We start from the raw sequence: 24,097 nt of genomic DNA, 5'->3' as shown, positions 1-24,097 counted from the left end.
CGATATATCTGAGATTATCTTCTTCTTTTTATTATTAATAGTGACACTTACCACATTCCAGACCCCCCATCATGGCTGCGGTCAGCTTGTCAACCCCGTACTTCTTGGAAAGTTCGGCATGGATAGCTTCATAGTATGCATTACCTTCTACCTGTATATTGGTTTCGCGGTGGCAATTTATACACCAGCCCATAGTCAAGGGAGCATATTGGTACATGATTTCCATCTCCTCAACTGGACCGTGACAGGTTTGACACTCAATTCCAGCAACCGATACGTGTTGCGAGTGGTTGAAATAGGCAAAATCGGGCAGGTTATGAATTCTAACCCATTCCACAGGCTGGGTCTCGCCAGTGTATCTTTGGTTCTCTTCATCCCAACCTACCGCTTTATATAGCTTTTTGATTTCCCCAGTATAAAATTCATTGGTGTAGCCATTTGCCAAATCTTCTGCACTTGGTCCTTCTGGATTCCCTTTGTATTCATAAATGGATTTATGACAGTTCATACATACATTTAAGGAAGGTATGCCTGAATGCTTGGAAACCCTAGCAGATGAATGACAATACTTGCATTCAATTTTATTGTCCCCGGCATGTATCTTATGGGAATAGTGAATAGGCTGTACAGGGGCATAACCCTGGTCAACCCCTATTTGCATCATCCAACCATAAGCAAAATAGGCACTGGCCAAGAGCAAAAAGATAACGCTCACCAAAACCAAAAACTGATTTCGGGCGAAGGCCTTCCAAATGGGAACTCTTTTTTCGGCTTTCTCCTTTTCAAGAACAACACCGTTCGCTTCCGCTATGCGGCGCAGTGTTTTGTTCACTAAAATCAGCATCACCACCAACAGGCCAAAAATCATTGCCAAGGCTCCCAAAAGAATCTCATTGGAGATGCCACTTGAATCCGTGGAGCCTGTAGCAGCCGTATCAGCCGCTGTTGCTGCTGCCGGTGCTGGCGGAGGTGCAGCTGTGTATGCTAAAATATCATCTATATCTTGATTGGAAAGCGTAGGAAAAGCAGTCATTGCCGCTTGGTTGTACTCGGCATATATTTTATTGGCATAAGGATCACCGGCACTGATCATCCCGGGGCTATTCTTAATCCAAGCATAGAGCCATTCCTTATCCAAACCTTCATCTTCCATCAACCTGGTTTCTACGTTGGCCAAGGCAGGTCCGGTCATTTTTCGGTTCAATGCATGACAGGCAGCACAGTTTTGATTAAAAAGTTGTTTTCCCTTAACTGGGTCACCACCCGATGTATCAGCACTTTCCTCGGCAACCACTTCTTCTGTGGGAGCTGCCTCTTCTTGTGCATAAAATGAAATGGAAAAAAGTAAAAGAGAAAAACCTAAAACTTTAGATAATAGATGGCGGTATAAAACCTTTTTCATATTCACGAAATTTCTATCGAAATCTTTGGCATGATAATTACTATTGATACTGAGAACAATAGCTTTTAGCTTGTCCAAAATTGGAAACAAAAGTACGACATAGAGTCTTTTTTTGAAATGTTAAGGTATCTATAACATATAATTTATAATTGTTCTAAATAAAGATGGTCCACACTGTTTAAAACAGAATAATTTACATTTGTATGGATACAAAATCTGATTGAAGTCATTGCCTATGAAAACCTTTGTATTTACCGCATTTTTTATGGCCTCTTTATTCGGGGCCTCTGCGCAAGAGGGCACAGTAAACATTAAACAAGATGAAAAAATCGACAGATTGTTGGCCCTGTACGCAGAGGTCAATTCCAAGGCGAATTTTTATCAGATCCAAGTTGGTTTTGGAAACTATCAAAAAGCACAAAACCTAAAGTCGCAAGTAGAAGTTGATTTCCCCGGATGGTACTCCAAAATAGAATTTGAATCGCCCACGTATCGTGTTCGTTTAGGAAAATTTAAAACAAAATTGGAAGCCGAACGTAAGTATTTGGAAGTTCGTAAAAAATATCCCGATGCCATGCTATTGAAACCTGAGAGCGACTCCCGATAAAAAAAATCCCGCCATAAGTGGGATTTTAATTTTCATTTTTTTTACCAACGTTTTACAACTTTTTCTTTACAGCCACTTCTTGGAAAGCTTCCACAATGTCCCCTTCCCTAATGTCGTTGTAATTTTTGATTTGAAGACCACAATCGTATCCTTTGGACACTTCTTTTACATCGTCTTTAAATCGCTTTAAAGAAGTCAACTCTCCGGTAAAAATAACCACCCCATCTCGAATAAGACGTATCTGGGAGCTTCTAAAAATCTTGCCGCTTGTGACCATACAACCTGCAATGGTACCGACCTTGGATATCTTGAACGTTTCCCGAATCTCCGCATTACCTGTGATCTCTTCCTTCATTTCTGGAGAAAGCATTCCCTCCATGGCATCCTTTAGATCATTGATGGCATCGTATATAATGGAGTAGGTCCTAATGTCGATTTCTTCCTTATCAGCTATGCTGCGGGCATTGCCCATAGGTCTTACATTAAATCCTATGATAATCGCATCGGAGGCACTGGCCAGAAGCACATCGGATTCCGTAATGGCCCCAACTGCTTTATGTATAATGTTTACCTGTATTTCATCCGTGGACAACTTTTGGAAGGAATCTGTCAAGGCTTCCACCGATCCGTCCACATCTCCTTTCAATATAATGTTCAGCTCCTTGAAATCTCCCAGAGCGATTCGTCGGCCAATCTCATCCAAAGTAATATGCCTTTGGGTCCTGACAGATTGTTCTCTTTGTAGCTGTGAACGTTTGGCAGCAATCTGCTTAGCTTCCCGTTCATCCTCCAACACATTGAATCGATCTCCTGCCTGAGGAGCACCATCCAAACCAAGTATGGAAATTGGCGTAGCCGGACCAGCGCGCTCAATATCTTTGCCACGCTCATCTTGCATGGCTTTTACTTTTCCGCTGCATGTTCCTGCAAGTACGTAGTCTCCTATACTAAGTGTTCCAGCTTGGACCAAAACGGTGGCCACATATCCTCGTCCTTTGTCCAAAAACGCTTCCACTACGGTACCGGTAGCCAAACGCTCCGGATTGGCCTTCAGCTCCAATAACTCAGCCTCCAACAAAACCTTCTCCAAAAGTTCTTTAACACCTTGCCCGGTTTTAGCAGAAATATCGTGCGATTGAATCTTTCCTCCCCAATCTTCCACCAATAAATTCATTGAAGCAAGTCCTTCTTTGATTTTATCCGGATTGGCTGTTGGTTTATCCACCTTATTGATGGCAAATACTATAGGAACTCCAGCCGCTTGTGCATGACTGATTGCCTCTTTGGTCTGCGGCATTATATCGTCATCCGCGGCAATAACAATTATTGCAATATCCGTTACTTGGGCTCCTCTTGCACGCATGGCCGTAAAGGCTTCGTGACCAGGTGTATCCAAGAAAGTAATTTTTTGTCCGTCTTCCAACATTACTCCATAAGCACCGATATGCTGCGTAATACCGCCACTTTCACCTGCAATCACGTTTTCTTCACGAATGTAATCCAACAGGGATGTTTTTCCGTGGTCCACATGTCCCATTACCGTAACAATGGGTGCCCTTGGCTTTAAGTCTTCTGGGGCATCTACCTCCTCTTCAATGGCCTCCTCGATTTCGGCAGTGACAAATTCCACTTCGTACCCAAACTCATCGGCAACTATGGAAAGTGTTTCCGCATCCAAACGTTGGTTCATGGTCACCATGATACCTAAAGACATGCATGCAGATATAATCTGTGTTGTTGACACATCCATCATGGTCGCAACCTCATTCACCGTTACGAACTCTGTAACCTTGAGGATTTTGCTCTCCAATTCCTGCTGTTCCAGATCTTTTTCAGTCTGCTGACGGTGTTGATCTCTTTTTTCCCTTCTATATTTGGCTCCTTTGCCCTTGCTGGATTTACCTTGAAGTTTCTCCAAGGTCTCACGCACCTGCTTTTGTACTTCTTCCTCCGTGGGCTCCACTTTTGGTGCAACACCTCTTTGTCCTCTTCTTCCCTGACCTTGCCCACTTTTGCCGGGACGTCCACCTCCTGGTTGGGCATTTTTGCTGATGATACGTTTTCTCCGCTTTCTCCTATCGGAACTATCCTCTTTGGAGGCTGCATCGGTTTTTTTGGAATCTTCCTTTTTCTTTTTTGGTTTTTGAAATTTGGAAAGGTCGATTTTATCCCCGGTAATTTTAGGCCCACTCAATTTTTTATATTGTGTTTGAATGGTTTCCGGTTCCTTTGGCTGTTCTGTCTGCTCTTGCTCGGATTTAACCTCTGGCTTCTCTAAAGTCTCCGTCTTGGGCGCAGCTTCTTTTTTTGCTGCTGGTGCCGGTTTCTCCTCAACCACTTTAACCGGTTCCTTTGCTTTTGGAGCCTCAGGCTTTTTGTCCAAGTCTATTTTACCGACCGTTTTGGGACCGGAAAGCTCTGCTTTGGCCTTGATGACCTTGTCAGCATCTCTTTTCTCCCTGGCAAGTCGTCTTTCTTCTTGCTCCTGTTCCATTTGAATTCTGAGCGCCTCTTTTTCCTTCCTCTTTTCTTCTCCTACCTCCTTGGAAGCTACTTTTTTGCTCTTATCCGTCTGGAATTCATCCAACAGTACTTGATACACTTCATCAGATATTTTAGTGGTAGGCCTAGCCTCTACTTCATGACCTTGTGCGGTCAAGTAGTCCACCGCCCTATCCAGGGAAATGTTCAATTCTCTGAGAACTTTGTTAAGTCGTATTGTTGGGTTTCCTGCCATAAATTGATTTTGCTTGCCCTAAAATTCGCTGCTAATATATAGTTTAATCTTCAAATTCTTCTTTAAGAATGCGGACTACCTCTTGGATTGTCTCCTCTTCAAGGTCAGTTCTTTTGATAAGGTCATCCACATCTTGTTCTAGAACACTTCGTGCCGTATCCAAACCTATTTTCTTGAACTCATCAATCACCCATCCTTCTATCTCATCGGAAAACTCGGTCAACTCCACGTCTTCTTCTACTCCTTCTCGGAAAACATCTATCTCATAACCAGTCAATTGTCCTGCCAGCCGGATGTTGTGCCCTCCTCGTCCAATGGCCTTGGAAACCTCTTCTGGCTTCAAATACACTTGAGCAGTTTTCTTTTCGTCATTCAATTTCACGGATGAAACCCTAGCGGGGCTCAATGCACGGGTAACCATCAATTGTGGATTGTTGGTCCAATTGATGACATCGATATTTTCGTTGCCCAATTCACGCACAATGCCATGGATTCGAGATCCCTTCATACCCACACAGGCACCTACGGGATCTATTCTATCATCATAGGAATCTACGGCTACTTTTGCTTTCTCTCCTGGGATACGAACCGCCTTTTTTATGGTGATAAGACCATCAAACACCTCCGGTATTTCTTGGAAGAACAGTTGTTCCAAGAAAACTGGTGAAGTTCTTGACATTATGATTGCGGGTTTGTTGCCCTTGAGCTCTACACTTTCAATGATGCCTCTTACATTGTCTCCCTTTCGGAAAAAATCCGAAGGAATCTGTTTTTCTTTTGGAAGAATAATCTCATTGCCCTCATCATCCAGCAAAATAATGGCCTTATGACGAATATGGTGTACCTCAGCGGTATATATTTCGCCTTCTAAGTCCTTAAACTGCTTATAAATGGTAGTGTTGTCGTGCTCGTGGATTTTGGAAATTAGATTTTGTCGAAGTGCTAAAATCGCCCTTCTTCCCAAGTCCATCAATTTAACTTCCTCTGAAACATCCTCGCCGACTTCAAAATCCGGTTCAATCTTTCGGGCTTCTGAAAGGGAAATCTCCTCATTGGGCTCTTCCACTTCCCCGTCTTGTACAACCACTCGGTTTCTCCATATCTCCAAATCTCCCTTATCCGGGTTGATGATGATATCGAAGTTATCATCCGAGCCAAATTTTTTCTTTAGCGCATTTCGGAATACGTCTTCCAAAATAGCCATAAGGGTCACCCTGTCAATAAACTTATCGTCCTTAAACTCTGAAAAAGATTCGATGAGCGCTAGGTTTTCCATTTTTTGATCTTCAATTAAATTTTAAAACAACTTTTGCTTCTTTAATATCAGAAAAGGCAATCTCTTGCTTCTTCTGTACAGTCACTTTCCCTTTACCTACGGGTTTTGGCTCACGGGCCTTCCATTCCAAGGTAATGTTATCTTGGGTTACTTGGGTCAAGGTTCCTTCCATTTCTTCTTCAGCAGTCTTGACCTTCAGTTTTCTTCCTATATTCTTTTTGTACTGACGAGGTAGTTCCAAAGTGGCGGTTGCTCCGGCTGACGTCACCTCCAAGGAAAAATCCTCTTCTTCACGGTCCAAATTGTGCTCAATGGCCCGGCTTATCTCCATACAATCTTGAAGATTGACCCCTTCATCACCATCCAAAACAATCCGAACCATATTGTTCCCTCCCACAGTAAAATCAATCAAAAACAAGTCCGGGCGTTGCTCCAAAGCTTTGTTCAACAAAGATTCCACTTTCTCCTTTAACATAATTTCAAGTAATAAAAGAGGGGACTCGAAGTCCCCTCATGAATACTTTTATATCCGTTCAGTGGCGCAAATATAAGACATTTTTAATACTGTAACAAAACGAAAGAGGCACTTTAACCCGCTTTACCCCATCCGGTGTTTTTTTTTCGCACTCCATGAAGTTTCTTACTAAAAAACAGCAATGTATGTGAGGGCCGCCTTTATTCGACAAAAAATTACATGATCATATTCCTTGTTCCTCAATCTTTTCCCGCTACCACACGATTTCATCTTGTGGTAATCAAAGTCAAGTAACCCCAAAAACCTATTTCATCAATTTCCAAAACGGCAGCTTCTGCACAAAAGTTTCCCGCATTGCTGCATTTCGAATCTTCATGTCAGGTCCCTGAAGGCTTCTAGATGCTATGATTGCGATCAATAAGAACACCTTTTACCACTTTGATAAGGGATTTGTCCATACCGAAACCGTTTTTATTGCATTCTATCAAAAAAATTGGAGTAATAACCGATTAATTGTAGGGATTAGCACTATTTCTGTTTTCTTGTGGCTCTACAACCAACTGAAAAACAACAGTAATGGCGGAAAAACTGATCATCAACTTCACCCCTACCGGGATGATCCCAACCAAACAAATGACCCCGCATGTCCCTGTTGATGTTCCGGAAATCATAGAGGACGTACACCGCGTATCCGAAATTGGGATAACCATGGTACACCTCCATGCCCGGGAAGCCGATACCGGAACCCCAACATACAAGAAAGAAATCTATGGTAGCATCATAGAAGGTATTAGAAAACACACCCCTGATTTGGTGATTTGTGTTTCCTTGAGTGGTCGAAATTTTTCTGAGTTTGAAAAACGTTCAGAGCCCTTGTTTTTGGAAGGTGCCTTGAAACCAGATATGGGAAGTCTCACCCTAAGTTCGCTTAACTTCAATGCAACGGCCAGTTCCAATTCACCCCAGATGATTAAGGATTTGTCCAGAACCATGCTGGAAAATGGAATCGTACCCGAGCTAGAGGCGTTTGATATCGGAATGATCAACTATGCCAAATATCTAGAGAAGAAGGGTCTCGTGGAACCTCCCTATTATTTCAACCTTATACTTGGGAATATTGCCTGTGCCCAAGCCAATCTACTTAACGCGGGCATCATGATCAACGATCTCCCCGACCAATCCTTATGGAGTCTTGCCGGAATTGGAAACTCCCAATTGAAAATGAACTCGATTGGAATAGCCATGGGTGGTGGAGTGCGTGTTGGCATAGAAGATAACATTTGGTACGACGCCAATAGGACCCAACTGGCTTCCAACGAAGCATTGATCAAAAGAATACATACCATTGCCAAAGCCAATGAAAGAGTGGTTATGTCCCCTATGGAATTCAGGGCCAAAATGAAACTTCAAACCGAAAAGGGCAGTTACGGTCGACTTAAAAAACAAGTGTCATGAAAAGTAAGGAAGAAGGACGATTTTATAAACTCCAACTACTTTTCATCAGAATCAAACACGGTTTATTTCTATTTACGCTTCGTAGCTTTTTTTCCAAAGTTGGATTGGATTTCATGTTGTTCTATTGGGAGTTGGAAGGTACTGCCGACCTTCCGGAACCAGGTATCCGGGAGGATGGTGGAAACTATAAAGTGGTTCCTTTGTCCCGGGAAGATTTGAAAATGCTCAAGGGGCTCTCCTTTATCAACTATGAGAAATTGTTGGAGAGGTATGATTTGGGCTTAAGGGTTATTTCCCTAAAATGGAAAGACAAATTGGCTGCCTTTACTTGTATTGAGTACCAAGATTTCATATTTCGAAAAAAGAACTTTCCCTTGGCGGAGGATGAGGCCTATCTCCTAAATATGTATACTTACCAGTCTTTTAGGGGAAAGAATTTAGCGCCATACCTAAGATATCAGGTTTACAAAATGCTCAGGAGCGAAGGAATCGAGAATATTTATAGCGTTACGGATTATTTGAATAAGTCATCCATAAAATTCAAAAGAAAGTTAGGGGCAAAACCGCTTGTGTTATACGGTTCGGCAATTTTTCTGAAAAAATTTCACCGGACTTTTAAACTGAAACAATACAAAACGAACAGTCCCTACCCTTATCCGAGATAGCCTTCCCCAACATATTTAGGTTGAAAGTTCGAATTCAATTCTTTATTCCGTTTTACCAAAGAATCATTTACCCTATTTATTATTGAAAGCTCTTTCTTATCAAAATCATTCGAAGGATTAAAATCATCAATTTCCTAATAATCCCTGTTTCAAAAGAACCAAGGTCAAAAGGAATACGTTCCTCTGAAATCAAAACTTTAGCATTTGTCTTTTTTAACAGAGATTTTGAGGGTGGATTGTTTTGAACCCAAAGAAAACCCAAATAGGGTAAAAATCGCATACTGTTAAGCAGGTTAATTCTTTGGGACCGTGCGAGCAAAATATTAGAGCGACTACTAAGTCACTCCGAAGATATGAAGTTTTTTAATGGTGCAATTGACTGTCAAAATCTAAAAAGCAAAGCTTATTACTTGATAGGGAAAACTAAACCAGTATTGAAGGACCCGTCCCTATTTTTGACCCCATAAAATAAAAACCCCTATATTCAGGGGCTTTAAAGAGGTTTAATGTTGGCCTACAAGGACTCGAACCTTGAACGACTGAACCAAAATCAGCTGTGTTACCAATTACACCATAGGCCAATATAGCAATTGAGCGTGCAAATTTATAACAAACTTTGGTTTCAACAAATAATTTCAAAAGAATAGAACCTATTTTTTCATTCCTCATGTTGTTAAAGGTTTTGAAAATTTAAAGGCCCTTCTGTGCGATATTTACTAAATTCGCCCCAACTTGGTTAACCACGACCTTTATGTTCGCAAACAACTTTAAAAAATGGGACACCATCCTTGGGTGGACATCCTTTACCATAGCTTTATTGGTATATGCACTGACTGTAGAACCTACAGGTAGTTTTTGGGATGCCGGTGAATACATCACCACTTCGGCAAAGTTACAGGTAGGACACCCTCCTGGAGCCCCCCTGCTCCAAATGATCGGTGCCTTTTTTGCCATGTTTGCCTTCGGGGACACCTCCAAAATAGCTCTGATGGTAAATGCGGTTTCAGTAGTTTCCAGTGCCTTTGCCGTATTGTTTACTTTTTGGACCATCACCAACCTTACCCGTAAGTTGATTTCGAAAGACAAAGCCCTTACCAACAGCAGGGCAATTGCTGTTTTGGGAAGTGGTCTTGTGGGTGCATTGGCCTTTACCTTTTCAGATAGTTTTTGGTTCAATGCCGTGGAAACCGAAGTGTATGCCATGGCCAGTTTGATCATGGCACTGCTACTTTGGCTGGGCCTAAAATGGACCGATAATTTGGATGATCCCCGAGGTCACCGCTGGCTTTTGCTCATTTGCTTTGTTATCGGCCTCACCTTTGGCATCCAATTTATGGGCTTTTTGGCCATTCCTTCTATTGGTCTTCTGTTCTATTTCAAAAAATACAAGAAAACCACGGTAAAGAATTTCTTGCTGGCCAATGTAGTCGTAATTGCCCTCTTAATGTTGGTGTATAAATTCTCGCTCACCTACGTGCTAAAGCTTTTCGGATGGAGTGAAGTTTTCTTCATAAATGAAGTTGGCCTACCTTTTAACTCAGGCACAATCATAATGGGAATCTTGTTTGTTGCTGCCTTTTATTTTGTTTTGGGATATACTCGAAAAAACAAATTTTATACTGGTAACCTTGTTGTGCTATGTGTCATGTTCCTAATTCTAGGATTTTCCTCATGGCTCATGCTGCCCATCAGAGCAAATGCCAATACGGTGGTGAACGAAAACAATCCAGAGGACGCCCGTTCACTTTTGGCCTATTATAATCGTGAGCAATATCCAGGTGTGGAAAGTCCTTTTTATGGTGCTTATTATTCCGACACTTTTGCCGCTGCGGGTGAGGACAAGGATGACAGCCCCAAATATGAAAAGGATGAGAATTTGGGCAAATATGTCATCGTAAACAATTATAAAGATGCCATGCAAGGACCCAATGAAAAACATGTGGGGCCTTTACCTAGAATGTGGAGTGATCAGCATGCTGAGAATTACATGCAGTATTTTGGTGAGTTGGAATTCCGCATCAAGTCTGAATATATCTCAAATAACGACCTCCGCCAAGCGGTGGCTCAATTTAAGGCAGCCTACCTACAAGGTGAGCTGGATACTGAACAATACATCCGTTTTCTCCGTGAATTTGGAGAATATATCGAAGTGGAACCACCCACCCTAGGTCAGAACCTTCGCTATATGTTTCAATTTCAGTTTGGCTACATGTACATGCGGTATTTCATGTGGAATTTTGTGGGCAGGCAAAACGATGTTCAGGGACGCTATGATGAAAACGGGCATTGGTTGAGTGGAATTGGTTTCTTGGACAGTCTCAGGTTGGGAAGTCAGGATAATTTACCCTCGGATTGGGCAGACAACAAGGCCCGAAATACCTATTTCTTTTTGCCCCTACTTCTAGGAATCATTGGATTGGTATTTCAAATCTCAAGAAACCCAAAGCATTTCTGGGTACTTTTTGTCTTTTTTATGTTTACTGGATTGGCCATTCAGTTCTATACCAATCCCTACATTTTCCAACCACGTGAACGGGACTATTCCTTAGTCGGGTCTTTCTATATTTTCTGTATATGGATAGGTATTGGGGTCTATGGCCTTTACGATGAGTTCAAAAAAATAACAGCTGCCAAGATAGTTGCTCCCGTGATTACAACATTATGCTTGCTGGCCGTGCCCCTGTTGATGGCCTTTCAGAATTGGGATGACCACGACCGTTCGGGCCGTTACACCGCACAGTCCACGGCAAAGGCCTACCTGGATTCTTGTCAAGAAGATGCCGGGGCCATCCTGTTCACTATTGGGGACAATGACACTTTTCCATTGTGGTATGTACAGGAGATTGAAAATTTCCGTACCGATGTACGTGTTGTGAACACCAGTCTGTTTGCCACCGATTGGTACATAGATCAAATGAAACGAAAGGCCTACGAGAGTGAGCCCGTTCCCTCTCAACTTACCCATGAAAAATACCGCTATGGCACTAGAGATGCTGTTTATTATCAAGGAATAACGGATAGTCGATGGGACATTAAGGATTTTATGAATTGGATTGGGAGCGACAAGCCCCAAACTAAGTTCCGATATCTTTTGGAAAAGCGAGGAGCAGATCTCAGTGAATATTCTGAAAGCAATTTGGACATCGTTTACTACCCCACAAACAAGATAAGAATTCCAGTCAATAAGGAAAACGTATTGAAAAGTGGACTGGTTAAAGAAAAAGACGCTGACCTTATTGTAGATTACATCGACATTGACCTTCCTCAGAGCGCACTTCCCAAAAATCGAATGCTGATGTTGGACCTGATTGCCAACAATGATTGGAAACGACCTATCTATTTTTCAGGGGGAAGCTTTGATCGTGCCGAATATATTTGGATGAAGGAATACCTTCAAATGGATGGGCTGGTGTATAAGTTGGTCCCCATAAAAACTGAAAACGAGAGTTCTTTTGAAATGGGCCGTATCGATTCTGAACTCACCTATGACATTGTAAAAAAATGGGATTGGGGCAATGCTGGAAGTGACGATATCTATCACGATCCGCAAACCCGTTCCCAAGGATTATCTTTCAGAAGTAATCTGGCAAGGCTTACAGAGACCTTGATCGCAGAAAATAAAATTGACAAGGCTAAAGACATCATCAATATTGCCATGACCAACATCCCTGTAGAGCATTTTGGCTTTTATGCCTTCGCGGAACCTTTTGTGGATGGCTATTATAAGGTTGGAGAAAACGAAAAGGCCAGAAAGCTCTATGAAAAACTGAAAAAGATATATCAGGAGCGTCTCGAATACTACGCCGGTGTTCCCTTGGATGAGCAATATGAAAAAATTGATGATATTTTGGCCGATATGCAGGCTTATCGAAGAAACATTGATATTCTTATTAAAAATGAGGACCGGGATTTTGCAGAATCTGAAACAATCATCTTCAATGAATACATTGATAAGTTTTCACAGTTCATGGGCGAAGAAGAGGAAGATATCTTTGAAGAACCTCCGGGGCCCAATCCAAGTTTGGAAGATTCCATCCCGTTGGACACCATTGAAACTGTAACCGATGGCGTTGTAGTTGAAGAACAATAGTAAAAAAGCGAGGTTTTCACCTCGCTTTTTTATTAAATATATTCGTTCAAAATGCCTATCAGTGTATTGGCGTCCTGTTCACCGCTCTGCCGCCAGACCATTTCGCCTTTCTTGTAGATCATTAACGTTGGCAGCCCCTTTATACGAAGTGCTTGAGATAGCTCTTTGTTTTTGTCAACATCTATCTTGATTACCTTGCCCTTATCTCCAAGAGCAGCAGCAACATCCCGAAGAACCGGGTGCATGGAAGTTGATTGTTCGTTCCATTCAGCGTAAAAATCCAACAACACGGGGACATTTACATCAATGAGTTCGCCAAACTTAGACATAGATTTTCTCTGGTTTACAAGTCAAAAGTAAGAAAATTTGTTAACGTTTTACGCGAAGCACGTGCATTAGTAGTCCTGCACAAGTTAAATTCAAGTTAAAGCTTTCTTTTTGAGTGTAATCACCGAAATCTCGGGCCAGATGCCTACACGACCTGGATAACCAATAAATCCAAAACCACGATTTACGTTGATGAACTGTCCCAATTCTTTATAAAGTCCTGCCCAATATTTATAGCGCCATTTTACAGGGCTCCATTTCACCCATCCTGGAATTTCTACACCGAACTGCATACCATGGGTGTGACCACTAAGGGTTAGATGAAAATGGTAATCATCCTGCAAAACCACATCCTCCCAATGGGAAGGGTCGTGACTCAATAAAATCTTAAAATCATCTTTAGAGACCCCTTCCTTGGCCTTTTCCAAATCACCTGCTTTTTTAAAACCTCCCCTGCCCCAGTTTTCAACACCAAGTAAAGCAATTTTTTGGCCGTCACGTTCCAAATAACGATTGGAATTCAGGATAAGGTCAAAACCCATCTCTTTTTGTAATGTTTTCAAATCCTCCAAATTTTGAGCTTTGGCCTCTTCGGTATCCCATCGGGTATAGTCTCCGTAATCGTGATTTCCCAGAATGGAGAAGATACCATCTTGGGCATCCAAACGTGCAAATAAGTCTTTCCATGGAAGCATTTCATCAGTGCGGTCGTTGACCATATCCCCTGTAAAAAAGATAACGTCACTCTTTTGTTGATTGATCAAATCCACTCCATAGGCCACCTTGTTGGCATCATCAAAACTACCGCTGTGCACGTCGGAAATTTGTGTAATCTGGTATCCATCAAAAGCATCGGGAAGATCGTCAAACTCCAATTCGTATTTAAATACTTGGTAGTTGTACTTGCCTCTGTACATACCATAAAGCAAGGCACCAAAAGGTATGGAAGCCAATCCCACCGCAATGGCACTTATAAATTTTCTTCGATTGGGAAAATGACCTGTCTCGGAAGGTGCAGCTCCTGAAATCTTGTTATAGCCAAAAGCCACCAGTCTCCCCAAATCTTCCAAAAGCATAAAAGAGCCCAGCATGATTCCAAGTAAAAAGAAAGCGAAGAAAATACCCGAAGCCAAAGCCACGGAACCCCTAAAACCATCTCCTGGGGTATAGGCCAGAACTTTGATAATCAAAAACAATAATGCTCCTAGAAACAGCACCCCATACGCCCAATGGGCCCATTGCGTTTTAAACAAGGTGCGGAACGCCTGAAAGCCGTAAATGGCCATGACGATGTAAATTAGCGATAGAACGATTACAAACCGAGGCATATCAATTTTTTCGCAAAAGTATCGCTAAACTACTGAAATAAAGATGATTTTAAATTTATTTAACGGTATCTGTCCTTTTATCCACTGCCCTACTTGTTGTATTGTATCAAGCAAGAAGATAGCACGACAAAACAGGATCCACAATCATTCAAGACTGTCCACCCAAATCCAGATGTATTTCACCATTTTTGTTTCTTTCCGACAGCAATTTGTACTTTTAACAACTATCCGATAAAAACAGATAATTAATAATTCATGTCCGATCAAAAACGACTTTTTCTGCTTGATGCCTACGCACTTATTTTTCGAGGGTACTACGCCTTGATCAAAAACCCTAGAATCAACTCAAAAGGAATGGACACCTCAGCCATTATGGGTTTTATGAACTCCCTTTTTGATGTGATCAAACGCGAACAGCCCGACCATTTGGCCGTGGCCTTCGACAAAGGAGGCAGTGTGGAGCGCACCGAAATGTTCGAGGAATACAAAGCCAATCGTGATGAAACCCCGGATGCCATCCGTATCGCCATTCCGTACATTCAAAAAATATTAAAGGCCATGAAGATTCCTGTGGTGGAGCTGGAAGGCTACGAAGCCGATGATCTTATCGGTACCTTGGCAAAACAAGCTGAAAAAGAGGACTACAAGGTTTTTATGGTAACCCCCGATAAGGATTTTGGGCAATTGGTCAGTGATAACATTTTTATGTACCGCCCGGCCCGGATGGGAAATGGCATTGAGATTTGGGGCATTCCTGAAGTACAAAAGCGATTTGGCGTGGACCGTCCCGAACAGGTCATTGATTATTTGGGGATGATGGGGGATGCCAGTGACAACATTCCGGGCCTCCCTGGTGTGGGTGACAAAACAGCTAAAAAATTTCTGGAACAATTTGGTTCCCTGGAAGGATTGCTGAGCAATACAGACCAGCTCAAAGGAAAGATGAAGGAGAAGGTGGAGGAAAATGCCGAATTGGGAAGACTGTCCAGACAATTGGCAGAAATAAAGACGGATTGTGATGTGACCTTCCACGCTGAAGATTATGAAATGTGTCCTCCAGATGCAGAAAAGGTCCAAGAAATTTTTAAGGAACTGGAGTTTAGAAGGTTAAAAGATCAGTTCATAAAAATATTTTCTGGTGAGGTTGAAGCCAGCACTCCTGTAACCAGCACTGAAACAGCCAAACAAGAGGCCAAAGTGGCCGGCAGCGGTCAATTTACGCTTTTTGGAGGTGATCCAGGTGAGTCTGCTGCCACCATTAAAGATGTGAACAGCAGAAAAACCATTGCCGATGTTCCTCATTTTTACCAAGCCGTATCCAATGGATTGGCCATGGATTTGTTTTTGGAGAAATTAATGCAACAGAACTCGGTCTGTTTTGACACGGAGACTACATCCATCAACCCTTTGGAAGCAGAACTGGTCGGTATTGCTTTCAGTTGGTCAACAGGCAAAGGGTTCTATGTGCCTTTTCCCGAAGACAGAAATGATGCCATGTCACTCATTGAAAAGTTGAGACCCTTTTTTGAATCCGAGGACATTGAAAAAATTGGTCAAAATTTGAAGTACGACATCAAAGTGATGCACAACTATGATGTTGAGGTCAAGGGGAAATTGTTTGATACGATGTTGGCGCACTACCTGATCAATCCCGATATGCGGCACAATATGGATGTGCTTGCGGAGACCTATCTCAATTACACCCCGATTTCGATTACTGAACTCATTGGCAAAAAGGGCAAAAATCAATTGAGCATGAGGCAAGTGCCGGTGGAAAAACAGACCGAGTACGCTGTGGAAGATGCCGATATCACCTATCAATTGGCCCAAAAGTTTCGTCCCGAGCTCAAGGAGGCCCATACGGATAAACTGTTTGAAGAAATAGAAGTGCCACTGCTCCGTGTTCTGGCCGACATGGAACAGGAAGGCATCAATTTGGATAAGGAGTTCTTGAATGACCTTTCCAAAGAATTGGATAAGGATATAAAAAAATTGGAGACAAAGATTTATGAACAGGCTGGGGAGGAATTCAATATTGCATCACCAAAACAGTTGGGTGACATTCTCTTCGGTAAGTTAAAACTCGTAGATAAACCTAAAAAGACCAAAACCGGACAATATTCCACCGCAGAAGATGTACTCTCCTATATGGCCAAGGACCATCCTATAATCAGAAACGTGCTCGAGTACCGTGGACTGGCCAAATTAAAGAGCACCTATGTGGACGCCTTGCCCAATGAGGTGCAAAAACACAGTGGGCGCATACACACGGATTATATGCAGACCGTGGCCGCAACAGGACGTTTGAGCAGCAACAATCCCAATTTGCAGAACATCCCCATACGCACAGAACGGGGAAGGCAGGTTCGGAAGGCTTTTATTCCCAGGGATGAGAACTATGTGTTGCTGGCAGCAGATTATTCCCAAATCGAATTGCGCATTATTGCGGCTTTGAGTGAAGAGGATACCATGATCTCCGCTTTTAAAAATGGAGAGGACATTCATGCCTCAACGGCCTCCAAAGTATTCAATGTGCCGATTGACAAAGTGACCCGCGAACAACGCAGCAATGCCAAAACGGTAAACTTTGGAATCATTTACGGAGTTTCCGCTTTTGGTTTGAGCAACCAAACCGATTTGAGCCGTACCGAGGCCAAGGAACTGATAGACACCTATTACAAGACCTATCCCAAATTGCGCAATTACATCGGCGAGCAGATAGATTTTGCCCGTGAGTATGGCTACGTGCAAACAGTTTTGGGCCGTAGACGTTATTTAAAGGATATAAATGCCGGTAATCAAGTGGTGCGTGGCGCCGCCGAACGTAACGCCGTTAACGCTCCCATCCAAGGAAGTGCAGCCGACATCATCAAAGTGGCCATGATCAACATCCACAAAAAGCTTTCCGAAGGAAAGTATAAGACCAAAATGCTGCTGCAGGTACACGATGAATTAGTTTTTGATTGCTACAAGCCCGAATTGGAAGAGTTGAAGGAACTTATCAAAACTGAAATGGAAAGTGCCTATGAATTGGCTGTGCCCTTAGATGTGGAAGTAGGAATCGGCGAGAACTGGTTGGAGGCGCATTGAAAAATTTATGCTGACAGTATAGAATGATTGTTGCTATATACGATAATTTCAGAGATGAATGAAGCATAGAGTGCCCTTCGTCAATTTTAGTAACTTTCAGATTATTGGAATTACAATAATTGCTAAAACATTTATGTCATTTTGAATTTAAAAAACTGTTTATCAAAATATTATACTTCTTCATGAAAGCTTATCTCCTTTCCCTTGTCAGTCTTCTTTTAATCTTTTCACTGGTATCCGCACAACAAGATACCAAGGCCGACCTATTGAATACCATGATAGAAAAGGGCATGGAAGATTGGAAAATACCGGGTTTGGTCACCGTGGTTGTGAAAAATAGTGAGGTAGCGTTCAAAAAGGCGTATGGGTTCAAAGATTTGGAAAGCAAAGCCCCTGTGGACGAGCATACGCTATTTACCATGGCCAGTACCACCAAGGCCATTGTTTGCCAAGCCCTTGGTATTTTGGTGGACCAAGGCAAGTTGCAATGGACGGACAAAGTACGGCAACACCTGCCCGACTTTAAACTTTCGGATGCCTTTATCACTGAGGAAGCCCGTGTGCAGGATCTTTTGACCCACAATTTAGGGATTCAACAAGCGGACCTGCTCTGGGTGATGGACAGCACCTCCACCAAAGCCACAGTGCAACGGTTTGCCCTATCCCCAAAAACCTATCCCGTTCGCGGGGGGTTCGATTATAATAATATAATGTATGCGATTGCTGGAGAAGTTATCCAAGCGGTAAGCGGTCAACATTGGACGAATTTTGTAAAGGAAAATATCTTTGAGCCCATTGGCATGGACGATGCCGTTGCCAAATCAGCCGACATATTCAGCAAAGGAAACCATGCCACCCCCTACCTCAACGATATCGAAGATGGTATTGTAACGGTCGACTATAATCTTTCGGACCAAATCGGAGCTGCGGGAATGATTTGGGCCAGCCTATCCGATGTAAGCAATTATCTACATTATTTGGTCAACGACGGAGTGGTTGGTAAGGATACACTCCTCAAGAAATCCACCTTCGAATATATGTTCAAGCCCCATGCCTTTGTAACCGATGCCAGTTTCTATCCTACGCAACAGTTGACCAAACCGCATTGGAAGACATATGGTTTGGGTTGGTTTCAGCACGATTACCGAGGTGAAAAGCTCGACTTTCATACAGGCAGTATTGGAGGTTTGGTCGCCATTTGCGGTATAATGCGCGACAAGGACGTAGCCGTTTATGTTTTTGCCAACCTAGATCATGCCGAATTGCGCCATGCCATTATGTACAAGGCCATGGACCTCTTTGCCTTTGATGACAACAGCCGCGACTGGCATAAAGAAATCTTTGACCTCTATGTTGATTTTAGGGAACAACAAGAGGAAGATTTGAAAAAAAGCAAAGCTGAACGTGCGGCGGGGACCAGCACCACATTGCCAATGAAAGCCTACGAAGGTACCTATGAGCACCCCATGTTGGGACAGGTCAATGTAAAAATATCAAACAGGGGACTTGATATAGATTTCAATAATTTTAAGAAGCTCTCAACCTATCACTGGCATTACAACGCCTTTAAATCTACCAAAGAAAATCCCTTTCATGCAGTGATGGACTTCAACTTTCAAATAACTACTTCAGGGAAAGTGGCTTCAATGGAAACCTTCGGAGAAACATTTGTCAAAACAAAATAAGAAAGGCACCTAATTGGTGCCTTTTCCTTCATTCCTGTTCGTTTTTTAGCTTCAGAAGCTATTTGCCCATCGAGGTCTTGGATTTTTATTGGAAAATGGCTCGATGAAAGCTTTCCAATGACGATTCCAATGAAAAGGCACCAAATCAAACCACAATTTGAGGTCCAATACCCCTTCATCTTTGATGGTAAAGCCATTTTCGATGGTGAAATCCAAATGGTCCAATTGATTGGCGTTTTCCTCGTTGCCATCAGCATATCGTAGCACGTTGCCTTGGTTCCTAACATGAAATCGCAGGGCGGTATAGTCTCTTGCAGGTAAATTAACCAGACTTCCCAATCGCACAAAATGACCCGATTGCATTCCTTTGAAAGTGACCGCATTGTTTTCAGAAAATTCCTGAATCAAATATTCCCTTCCTTCAGAATCAACGGCACTAAAACGGTAAATATTGAAGGTCATTTCAGCAATATTGCCGTCTTTAATAACTTCATTTTTCAAAATCAATTCTTTGGCAGCCCGTCCTTGGGCCTTCCATCCAGCAAACAAATCAAAAGTGAAAGGAACTGTTTGCCATTTATTTGGATATACTTTGTTAATTTTCATAGTACATTGTATTTTGATATACAGTACAAAATTGCGATAGTAAATAAGTCTGTGCTTCTATAGAATTCACCAGTTTCTATGCTATTTTATCCTTAAAAATTGATTTTTTATTGTTTTACGTTAAAATTTCACAAAAACATTCTTCCTTACCTTTGAATGGGACATCCTTAACCAACATATGAAAGTCAATTATTTCTTTTTACTGCTGGCTCTTTTGGCAGAAATAATCGGAACAGTGGGTGGTTTTGGATCATCGGTCTTTTTTGTTCCCTTGGGCAATTTTTATTTTGATTTTTACTCTGTCCTCGGAATGACAGCTATTTTTCATCTGTCAAGTAACCTTAGTAAGATATTTTTCTTCAAAAAAGGGTTGGATAAAATGCTGTTACTCTATATTTGTTTGCCATCAGTACTGTTTGTTATTATAGGTGGATTTCTCTCCAAACTCGTCCAAACTGCAACACTTGAAATTGTATTAGGTATTTTTTTAGTGGTTTTTTCCCTTTTGTTTCTCATAAAAAGTGAAATAGTGGTCCTTCCCAAAAAGAAAAATGCGGTCATCGGTGGCACGCTGTCCGGGTTTTCCGCAGGGCTTTTGGGAACCGGAGGTGCCATTCGGGGGCTTACCTTGGCCGCTTTTAATCTGGAGAAGAGTGCCTTTATTGCTACTTCCGCCTTTATTGATTTTTTGATTGACTTCTCCCGCACTTTTGTGTACTACAGCAATGGGTATATCGGCAAGCAGGAGCTTACCTACCTTCCCTTTCTATTGGTCATAGGATTTGTAGGCACCTATCTCGGCAAAAAAATACTGTTTTATATCCCGCAGGGGATTTTTAGGAAACTGAGCCTAGTACTAATTTTGTTAATAGGCTTGGCAACTCTAGCACAATTGATTGTTAAGTATTCCTATTGAAACTGGAGCATCTTCTTTGGATTGATCTCGATGCGCTTGAGAAAATTATTAAAAGAAAAAGGCACCCAAATGGATGCCTATTCATTATTTGAATATTCGATTTGAAAGTTTACCAGCCCAAGGCCAGTTTAAATTTTGATTTTCGTTCTTTTTGCACGGTTTCTTTTTTCACGTGCCTTTCGCTTTCCCTTAATCGGGCTTCCTTTTCCATATGCGCAAACAAATCCATTGAAAAGGGATACGTCTGCCATACGTTGGGATAATGCTTAAACTTTTTCATACTATAAGTTTTTTGAAAAATGTATCACAAAATTCACGCATATCTTAAGGCAATAAATTAACAGGATTTTCCGCTTTCTATGCTATATTAACATCGAAGGCCCTTTTTAACAATTCTTTGGGACAATCTCCCATATCATGTTGGCAATTAAGAAAATAGGTGCCAATTTCAGGCCATATTGTAATTATCCCCTATCTGGTCCAAGACCTTCAAAAAAATCTCAAACTCTGACACCTCCAATTTTTTGATGGCCTGCTTGCGAAGGTCAACTGCATGGGGCAATACCAAATCGATTATTTTTTGACCCTCAGAGGTAAGTTCAAGTTTAAATCGTTTTTGATCGCCATCAAATCGGGTTTTATTGATCCATCCCTTGCGCTCCAAACCTCCAATTACCCGGGAGGTAGTAGCTCGATTCCGAAAATTACTTCGTACAACCTCCCTTTGGCTGGCTTCATCACCAAGTTCATAAATACGATGTAGAATAACCCATTGCTCAATCGTCATATTAACGCCTAATGCATCAAACTTACGCAGGTAGGCGTCTTGAACTTTTCGAAGCACCAAGTCCAAATGCAAGCCTATTCCCTGTATTTCATCAATTTGATTGAGCATATTGAATTTTAGGTCAAAATTTTAACCTTATTTTTTATTTCCGAAAACGCTTTCGTAAGCCAAAAATAACTATTTTTGTTGCATTAACAACAATAATAATCGAATTCAAAAAATAAAAGCCTTATGGAAACTTCTACCCTATCCAATATAAAGGATGACAAGTTGCAAGATTTTATGCCCATCAATGGCACGGACTACGTAGAGCTCTACGTGGGCAACTCCAAACAAGCTGCCCATTTTTATAAGACCGCTTTTGGTTTTCAATCGCTGGCCTACGCTGGCTTGGAAACAGGCCTTAAAGACCGCGAAAGCTATGTGGTGGTCCAAGATAAGATACGTTTGGTTTTAACCTCTCCGTTGAAAAGCGGAACAGAAATCGGAAAACATATTGACAACCACGGCGATGGTGTGAAAGTGGTTGCCCTTTGGGTAGAAGATGCCACCTACGCCTATGAAACTGCAATGGCCCGAGGGGCAAAATCCTACATGGAACCAACCACCGAGAAAGACAATACTGGAAAAGTGGTTCGCTCGGGAATATATACCTACGGGGAAACCGTCCATATTTTCGTGGAACGCAAAGATTACAACGGTGTTTTTCTTCCCGGATACAAAAAATGGGAAACTCCCGATTACAATCCTGCTCCCGTAGGGCTAAAATATGTGGATCACATGGTGGGCAATGTAGGTTGGAACAAGATGAACCATTGGGTGGACTTCTATGAAAAAGTATTGGGTTTTAAAAACATTCTTTCTTTTGATGACAATGATATCTCCACAGAATACACCGCATTGATGAGCAAGGTGATGAGCAACGGAAATGGTCGCATTAAATTCCCTATCAACGAACCTGCCGAAGGCAAGAAAAAATCGCAGGTAGAGGAGTATCTTGATTTTTATGAAGGCGAAGGCGTACAACACGTTGCTGTTGCCACAGACGATATAATCAAAACCGTAAGAGATCTAAAAAGCCGGGGCGTGGAGTTTTTAAGGGTCCCGGACACTTACTACGAAGCAGTCACTGACCGCGTTGGTGAAATTGATGAGGACATTGCCCCCTTAAAAGAATTAGGGATTTTGGTTGATCGTGATGATGAGGGGTACCTGCTCCAGATTTTTACAAAACCGGTAGAACCACGCCCTACCATGTTCTTCGAAATCATTCAAAGAAAAGGCGCACAATCGTTTGGAAAGGGTAACTTTAAAGCATTGTTTGAAGCCATAGAGCGCGAACAAGAGTTGCGTGGAACACTTCACTAAACAAAAGCTTACGCATAAAAAGGAAATGCAAGTTTGAAAAACAAATACGCCTTATTCGTAAACTTGTATTTCCTTGTAAACTTCAATTTAAAATACTAAACTATGCCCATCTATCATAAACTCGGTAAAATTCCACAAAAGCGGCATACCCAATTTGAAAAGCCCGAAGGAGGGCTCTATTATGAGCAGCTGTTCGGCACCATTGGTTTCGATGGCATGTCATCCCTACTCTATCACATTCATCGTCCAACACAGGTAAAGGAAATTGGCGAACCCGTGGATATGAATCCGAAAATTGCTGTGCAAAAGAACATCACATCCCGTAAACTAATTGGATTTGATGTGCTGCCCAAAGATGATTTTCTCGAAGCAAGAGAACCTCTTTTGGTGAACAGCGATGTACACATCGGGTTGGCAGCACCAAAAAAATCGCTTACGGACTATTTTTACAAAAATGCCGATGCCGATGAGATGCTCTTTATCCATAAAGGCTCCGGAACATTAAAAACCTTTTTGGGGGACATCCCTTTTGAATATGGCGATTACCTTATCATTCCTAGAGGGATGATATACCAAATCGAATTTGACACCGAGGACAACCGTATCCTATATTCAGAATCGTTCCATCCCATATATACCCCCAAACGTTATCGAAATTGGTTTGGACAGCTTTTGGAACACTCCCCATTTTGTGAACGGGATTACAAATTGCCACAAGACTTGAAAGCGCATGATAAAACCGGGGAGTTTGTGATGAAAATAAAAAAGCAGGGCATATTGCACAGCTTGGTCTATGCCACACATCCGTTTGATGTGGTTGGATGGGACGGCTACAATTATCCCTACGGATTTTCAATCCACAATTTTGAACCCATTACAGGTCGTGTGCACCAACCGCCACCCGTGCACCAAACCTTCGAGACCAGTGCATTTGTGATTTGCTCATTTTGTCCAAGGCTTTACGATTACCATCCGAAGGCTATTCCGGCTCCCTATAACCACTCCAATATCGATTCTGACGAGGTGTTGTATTATGTGGATGGCGATTTTATGAGTCGCACAGGCATTGGACCTGGCTATATTTCCCTGCACCCTGCAGGAATTCCACATGGACCACATCCTGGAACGTATGAGGGAAGTATTGGCAAAAAAGGCACTGAAGAATTGGCCGTCATGATAGATACGTTCAAACCTTTACAGGTGACCGAAAATGCCCTCAAAATTGACGATGGCAAGTACTATAAATCTTGGTTGGAGTAATAGTTAAACCATATTGAATGTCA

The 24,097-nt window shown here is 42.1% G+C and carries 18 protein-coding genes and 1 tRNA gene; 9 read left to right on the top strand and 10 right to left on the bottom strand.

Annotated features, from left to right (window positions below; translation table 11 throughout):
- Positions 1-34: 34 nt before the first annotated feature.
- A complete protein-coding gene (locus GTQ34_RS12765) occupies positions 35-1,402 on the bottom strand; it encodes a c-type cytochrome (protein WP_166524193.1) in 1,368 nt (455 codons plus the stop codon).
- A 235-nt stretch (positions 1,403-1,637) separates the two neighbouring features.
- On the opposite strand from GTQ34_RS12765, the gene GTQ34_RS12760 reads away from it, so the two are divergent.
- Positions 1,638-2,009 (top strand): SPOR domain-containing protein, encoded by a 372-nt coding sequence (locus tag GTQ34_RS12760; RefSeq protein ID WP_166524192.1) that lies wholly within the window; start codon positions 1,638-1,640, stop codon positions 2,007-2,009.
- Between the two features lie 52 nt (positions 2,010-2,061).
- On the opposite strand, the gene infB is transcribed toward GTQ34_RS12760, so the two are convergent.
- From infB to rimP, 3 genes are read right to left on the bottom strand one after another with little or no spacing between them, the layout of a single operon-like run.
- A complete protein-coding gene (gene infB, locus GTQ34_RS12755) occupies positions 2,062-4,746 on the bottom strand; it encodes a translation initiation factor IF-2 (protein WP_166524191.1) in 2,685 nt (894 codons plus the stop codon).
- Positions 4,747-4,789: 43 nt separating this feature from the next.
- Positions 4,790-6,022, bottom strand: coding sequence for a transcription termination factor NusA (gene nusA, locus GTQ34_RS12750; protein WP_166524190.1), 1,233 nt, complete (start codon positions 6,020-6,022; stop codon positions 4,790-4,792).
- Between the two features lie 10 nt (positions 6,023-6,032).
- Positions 6,033-6,497, bottom strand: a complete 465-nt coding sequence (gene rimP, locus GTQ34_RS12745; RefSeq protein WP_166524189.1) for a ribosome assembly cofactor RimP — start codon at positions 6,495-6,497, stop codon at positions 6,033-6,035.
- Between the two features lie 576 nt (positions 6,498-7,073).
- On the opposite strand from rimP, the gene GTQ34_RS12740 reads away from it, so the two are divergent.
- Together GTQ34_RS12740 and GTQ34_RS12735 are read left to right on the top strand one after the other, a co-directional pair.
- Positions 7,074-7,952, top strand: coding sequence for a beta-keto acid cleavage family enzyme (locus GTQ34_RS12740; RefSeq protein ID WP_166524188.1), 879 nt, complete (start codon positions 7,074-7,076; stop codon positions 7,950-7,952).
- The gene (locus GTQ34_RS12735) at positions 7,949-8,617 is read left to right on the top strand and encodes a GNAT family N-acetyltransferase (RefSeq protein WP_166524187.1); all 669 of its coding nucleotides are present in this window, start codon (positions 7,949-7,951) and stop codon (positions 8,615-8,617) included. Before GTQ34_RS12740 ends, GTQ34_RS12735 begins: the two co-directional genes overlap by 4 nt.
- Positions 8,618-9,126: 509 nt before the next feature.
- On the opposite strand, the gene GTQ34_RS12730 is transcribed toward GTQ34_RS12735, so the two are convergent.
- Positions 9,127-9,198, bottom strand: a tRNA-Gln gene (locus tag GTQ34_RS12730).
- A 170-nt stretch (positions 9,199-9,368) separates the two neighbouring features.
- On the opposite strand from GTQ34_RS12730, the gene GTQ34_RS12725 reads away from it, so the two are divergent.
- Positions 9,369-12,707, top strand: coding sequence for a glycosyltransferase family 117 protein (locus GTQ34_RS12725; protein ID WP_166524186.1), 3,339 nt, complete (start codon positions 9,369-9,371; stop codon positions 12,705-12,707).
- A 32-nt stretch (positions 12,708-12,739) separates the two neighbouring features.
- Here the strand turns inward: GTQ34_RS12725 and GTQ34_RS12720 are convergent, their stop codons facing one another.
- On the bottom strand, positions 12,740-13,036 hold the full coding sequence (locus tag GTQ34_RS12720) for a thioredoxin family protein (RefSeq protein WP_116185038.1): 297 nt from the start codon (positions 13,034-13,036) through the stop codon (positions 12,740-12,742).
- Positions 13,037-13,126: 90 nt separating this feature from the next.
- Entirely contained in the window at positions 13,127-14,362 is a 1,236-nt protein-coding gene (locus tag GTQ34_RS12715; protein WP_166524185.1) for a metallophosphoesterase, read from the bottom strand.
- A 255-nt stretch (positions 14,363-14,617) separates the two neighbouring features.
- On the opposite strand from GTQ34_RS12715, the gene polA reads away from it, so the two are divergent.
- Together polA and GTQ34_RS12705 are read left to right on the top strand one after the other, a co-directional pair.
- Complete coding sequence (gene polA / locus GTQ34_RS12710) at positions 14,618-17,452, top strand: DNA polymerase I (protein WP_166524184.1); 2,835 nt, start codon at positions 14,618-14,620, stop codon at positions 17,450-17,452.
- A 182-nt stretch (positions 17,453-17,634) separates the two neighbouring features.
- Positions 17,635-19,137: a serine hydrolase gene (locus GTQ34_RS12705; protein WP_166524183.1), complete on the top strand. Its 1,503-nt coding sequence runs from the start codon at positions 17,635-17,637 to the stop codon at positions 19,135-19,137.
- A gap of 51 nt (positions 19,138-19,188) precedes the next feature.
- On the opposite strand, the gene GTQ34_RS12700 is transcribed toward GTQ34_RS12705, so the two are convergent.
- On the bottom strand, positions 19,189-19,743 hold the full coding sequence (locus GTQ34_RS12700) for a hypothetical protein (protein WP_166524182.1): 555 nt from the start codon (positions 19,741-19,743) through the stop codon (positions 19,189-19,191).
- Between the two features lie 178 nt (positions 19,744-19,921).
- On the opposite strand from GTQ34_RS12700, the gene GTQ34_RS12695 reads away from it, so the two are divergent.
- Positions 19,922-20,659, top strand: a complete 738-nt coding sequence (locus tag GTQ34_RS12695) for a sulfite exporter TauE/SafE family protein (RefSeq protein ID WP_166524181.1) — start codon at positions 19,922-19,924, stop codon at positions 20,657-20,659.
- A gap of 109 nt (positions 20,660-20,768) precedes the next feature.
- Here the strand turns inward: GTQ34_RS12695 and GTQ34_RS12690 are convergent, their stop codons facing one another.
- Together GTQ34_RS12690 and GTQ34_RS12685 are read right to left on the bottom strand one after the other, a co-directional pair.
- Positions 20,769-20,939, bottom strand: coding sequence for a hypothetical protein (locus tag GTQ34_RS12690; protein ID WP_166524180.1), 171 nt, complete (start codon positions 20,937-20,939; stop codon positions 20,769-20,771).
- Between the two features lie 168 nt (positions 20,940-21,107).
- Complete coding sequence (locus tag GTQ34_RS12685) at positions 21,108-21,554, bottom strand: MarR family winged helix-turn-helix transcriptional regulator (protein WP_166524179.1); 447 nt, start codon at positions 21,552-21,554, stop codon at positions 21,108-21,110.
- Between the two features lie 123 nt (positions 21,555-21,677).
- Here GTQ34_RS12685 and hppD point away from each other — a divergent pair, with 123 nt between their 5' ends.
- Positions 21,678-22,814, top strand: a complete 1,137-nt coding sequence (gene hppD / locus GTQ34_RS12680) for a 4-hydroxyphenylpyruvate dioxygenase (protein WP_166524178.1) — start codon at positions 21,678-21,680, stop codon at positions 22,812-22,814.
- A 102-nt stretch (positions 22,815-22,916) separates the two neighbouring features.
- Positions 22,917-24,074: a homogentisate 1,2-dioxygenase gene (locus GTQ34_RS12675; protein WP_166524177.1), complete on the top strand. Its 1,158-nt coding sequence runs from the start codon at positions 22,917-22,919 to the stop codon at positions 24,072-24,074.
- The last annotated feature ends 23 nt before the right edge of the window (positions 24,075-24,097 follow it).

This window comes from Flagellimonas ochracea, assembly GCF_009903685.1.
Classification (GTDB): Bacteria; Bacteroidota; Bacteroidia; order Flavobacteriales; family Flavobacteriaceae; genus Flagellimonas; species Flagellimonas ochracea.
This window is presented reverse-complemented; position numbering and strand designations above follow the sequence as displayed.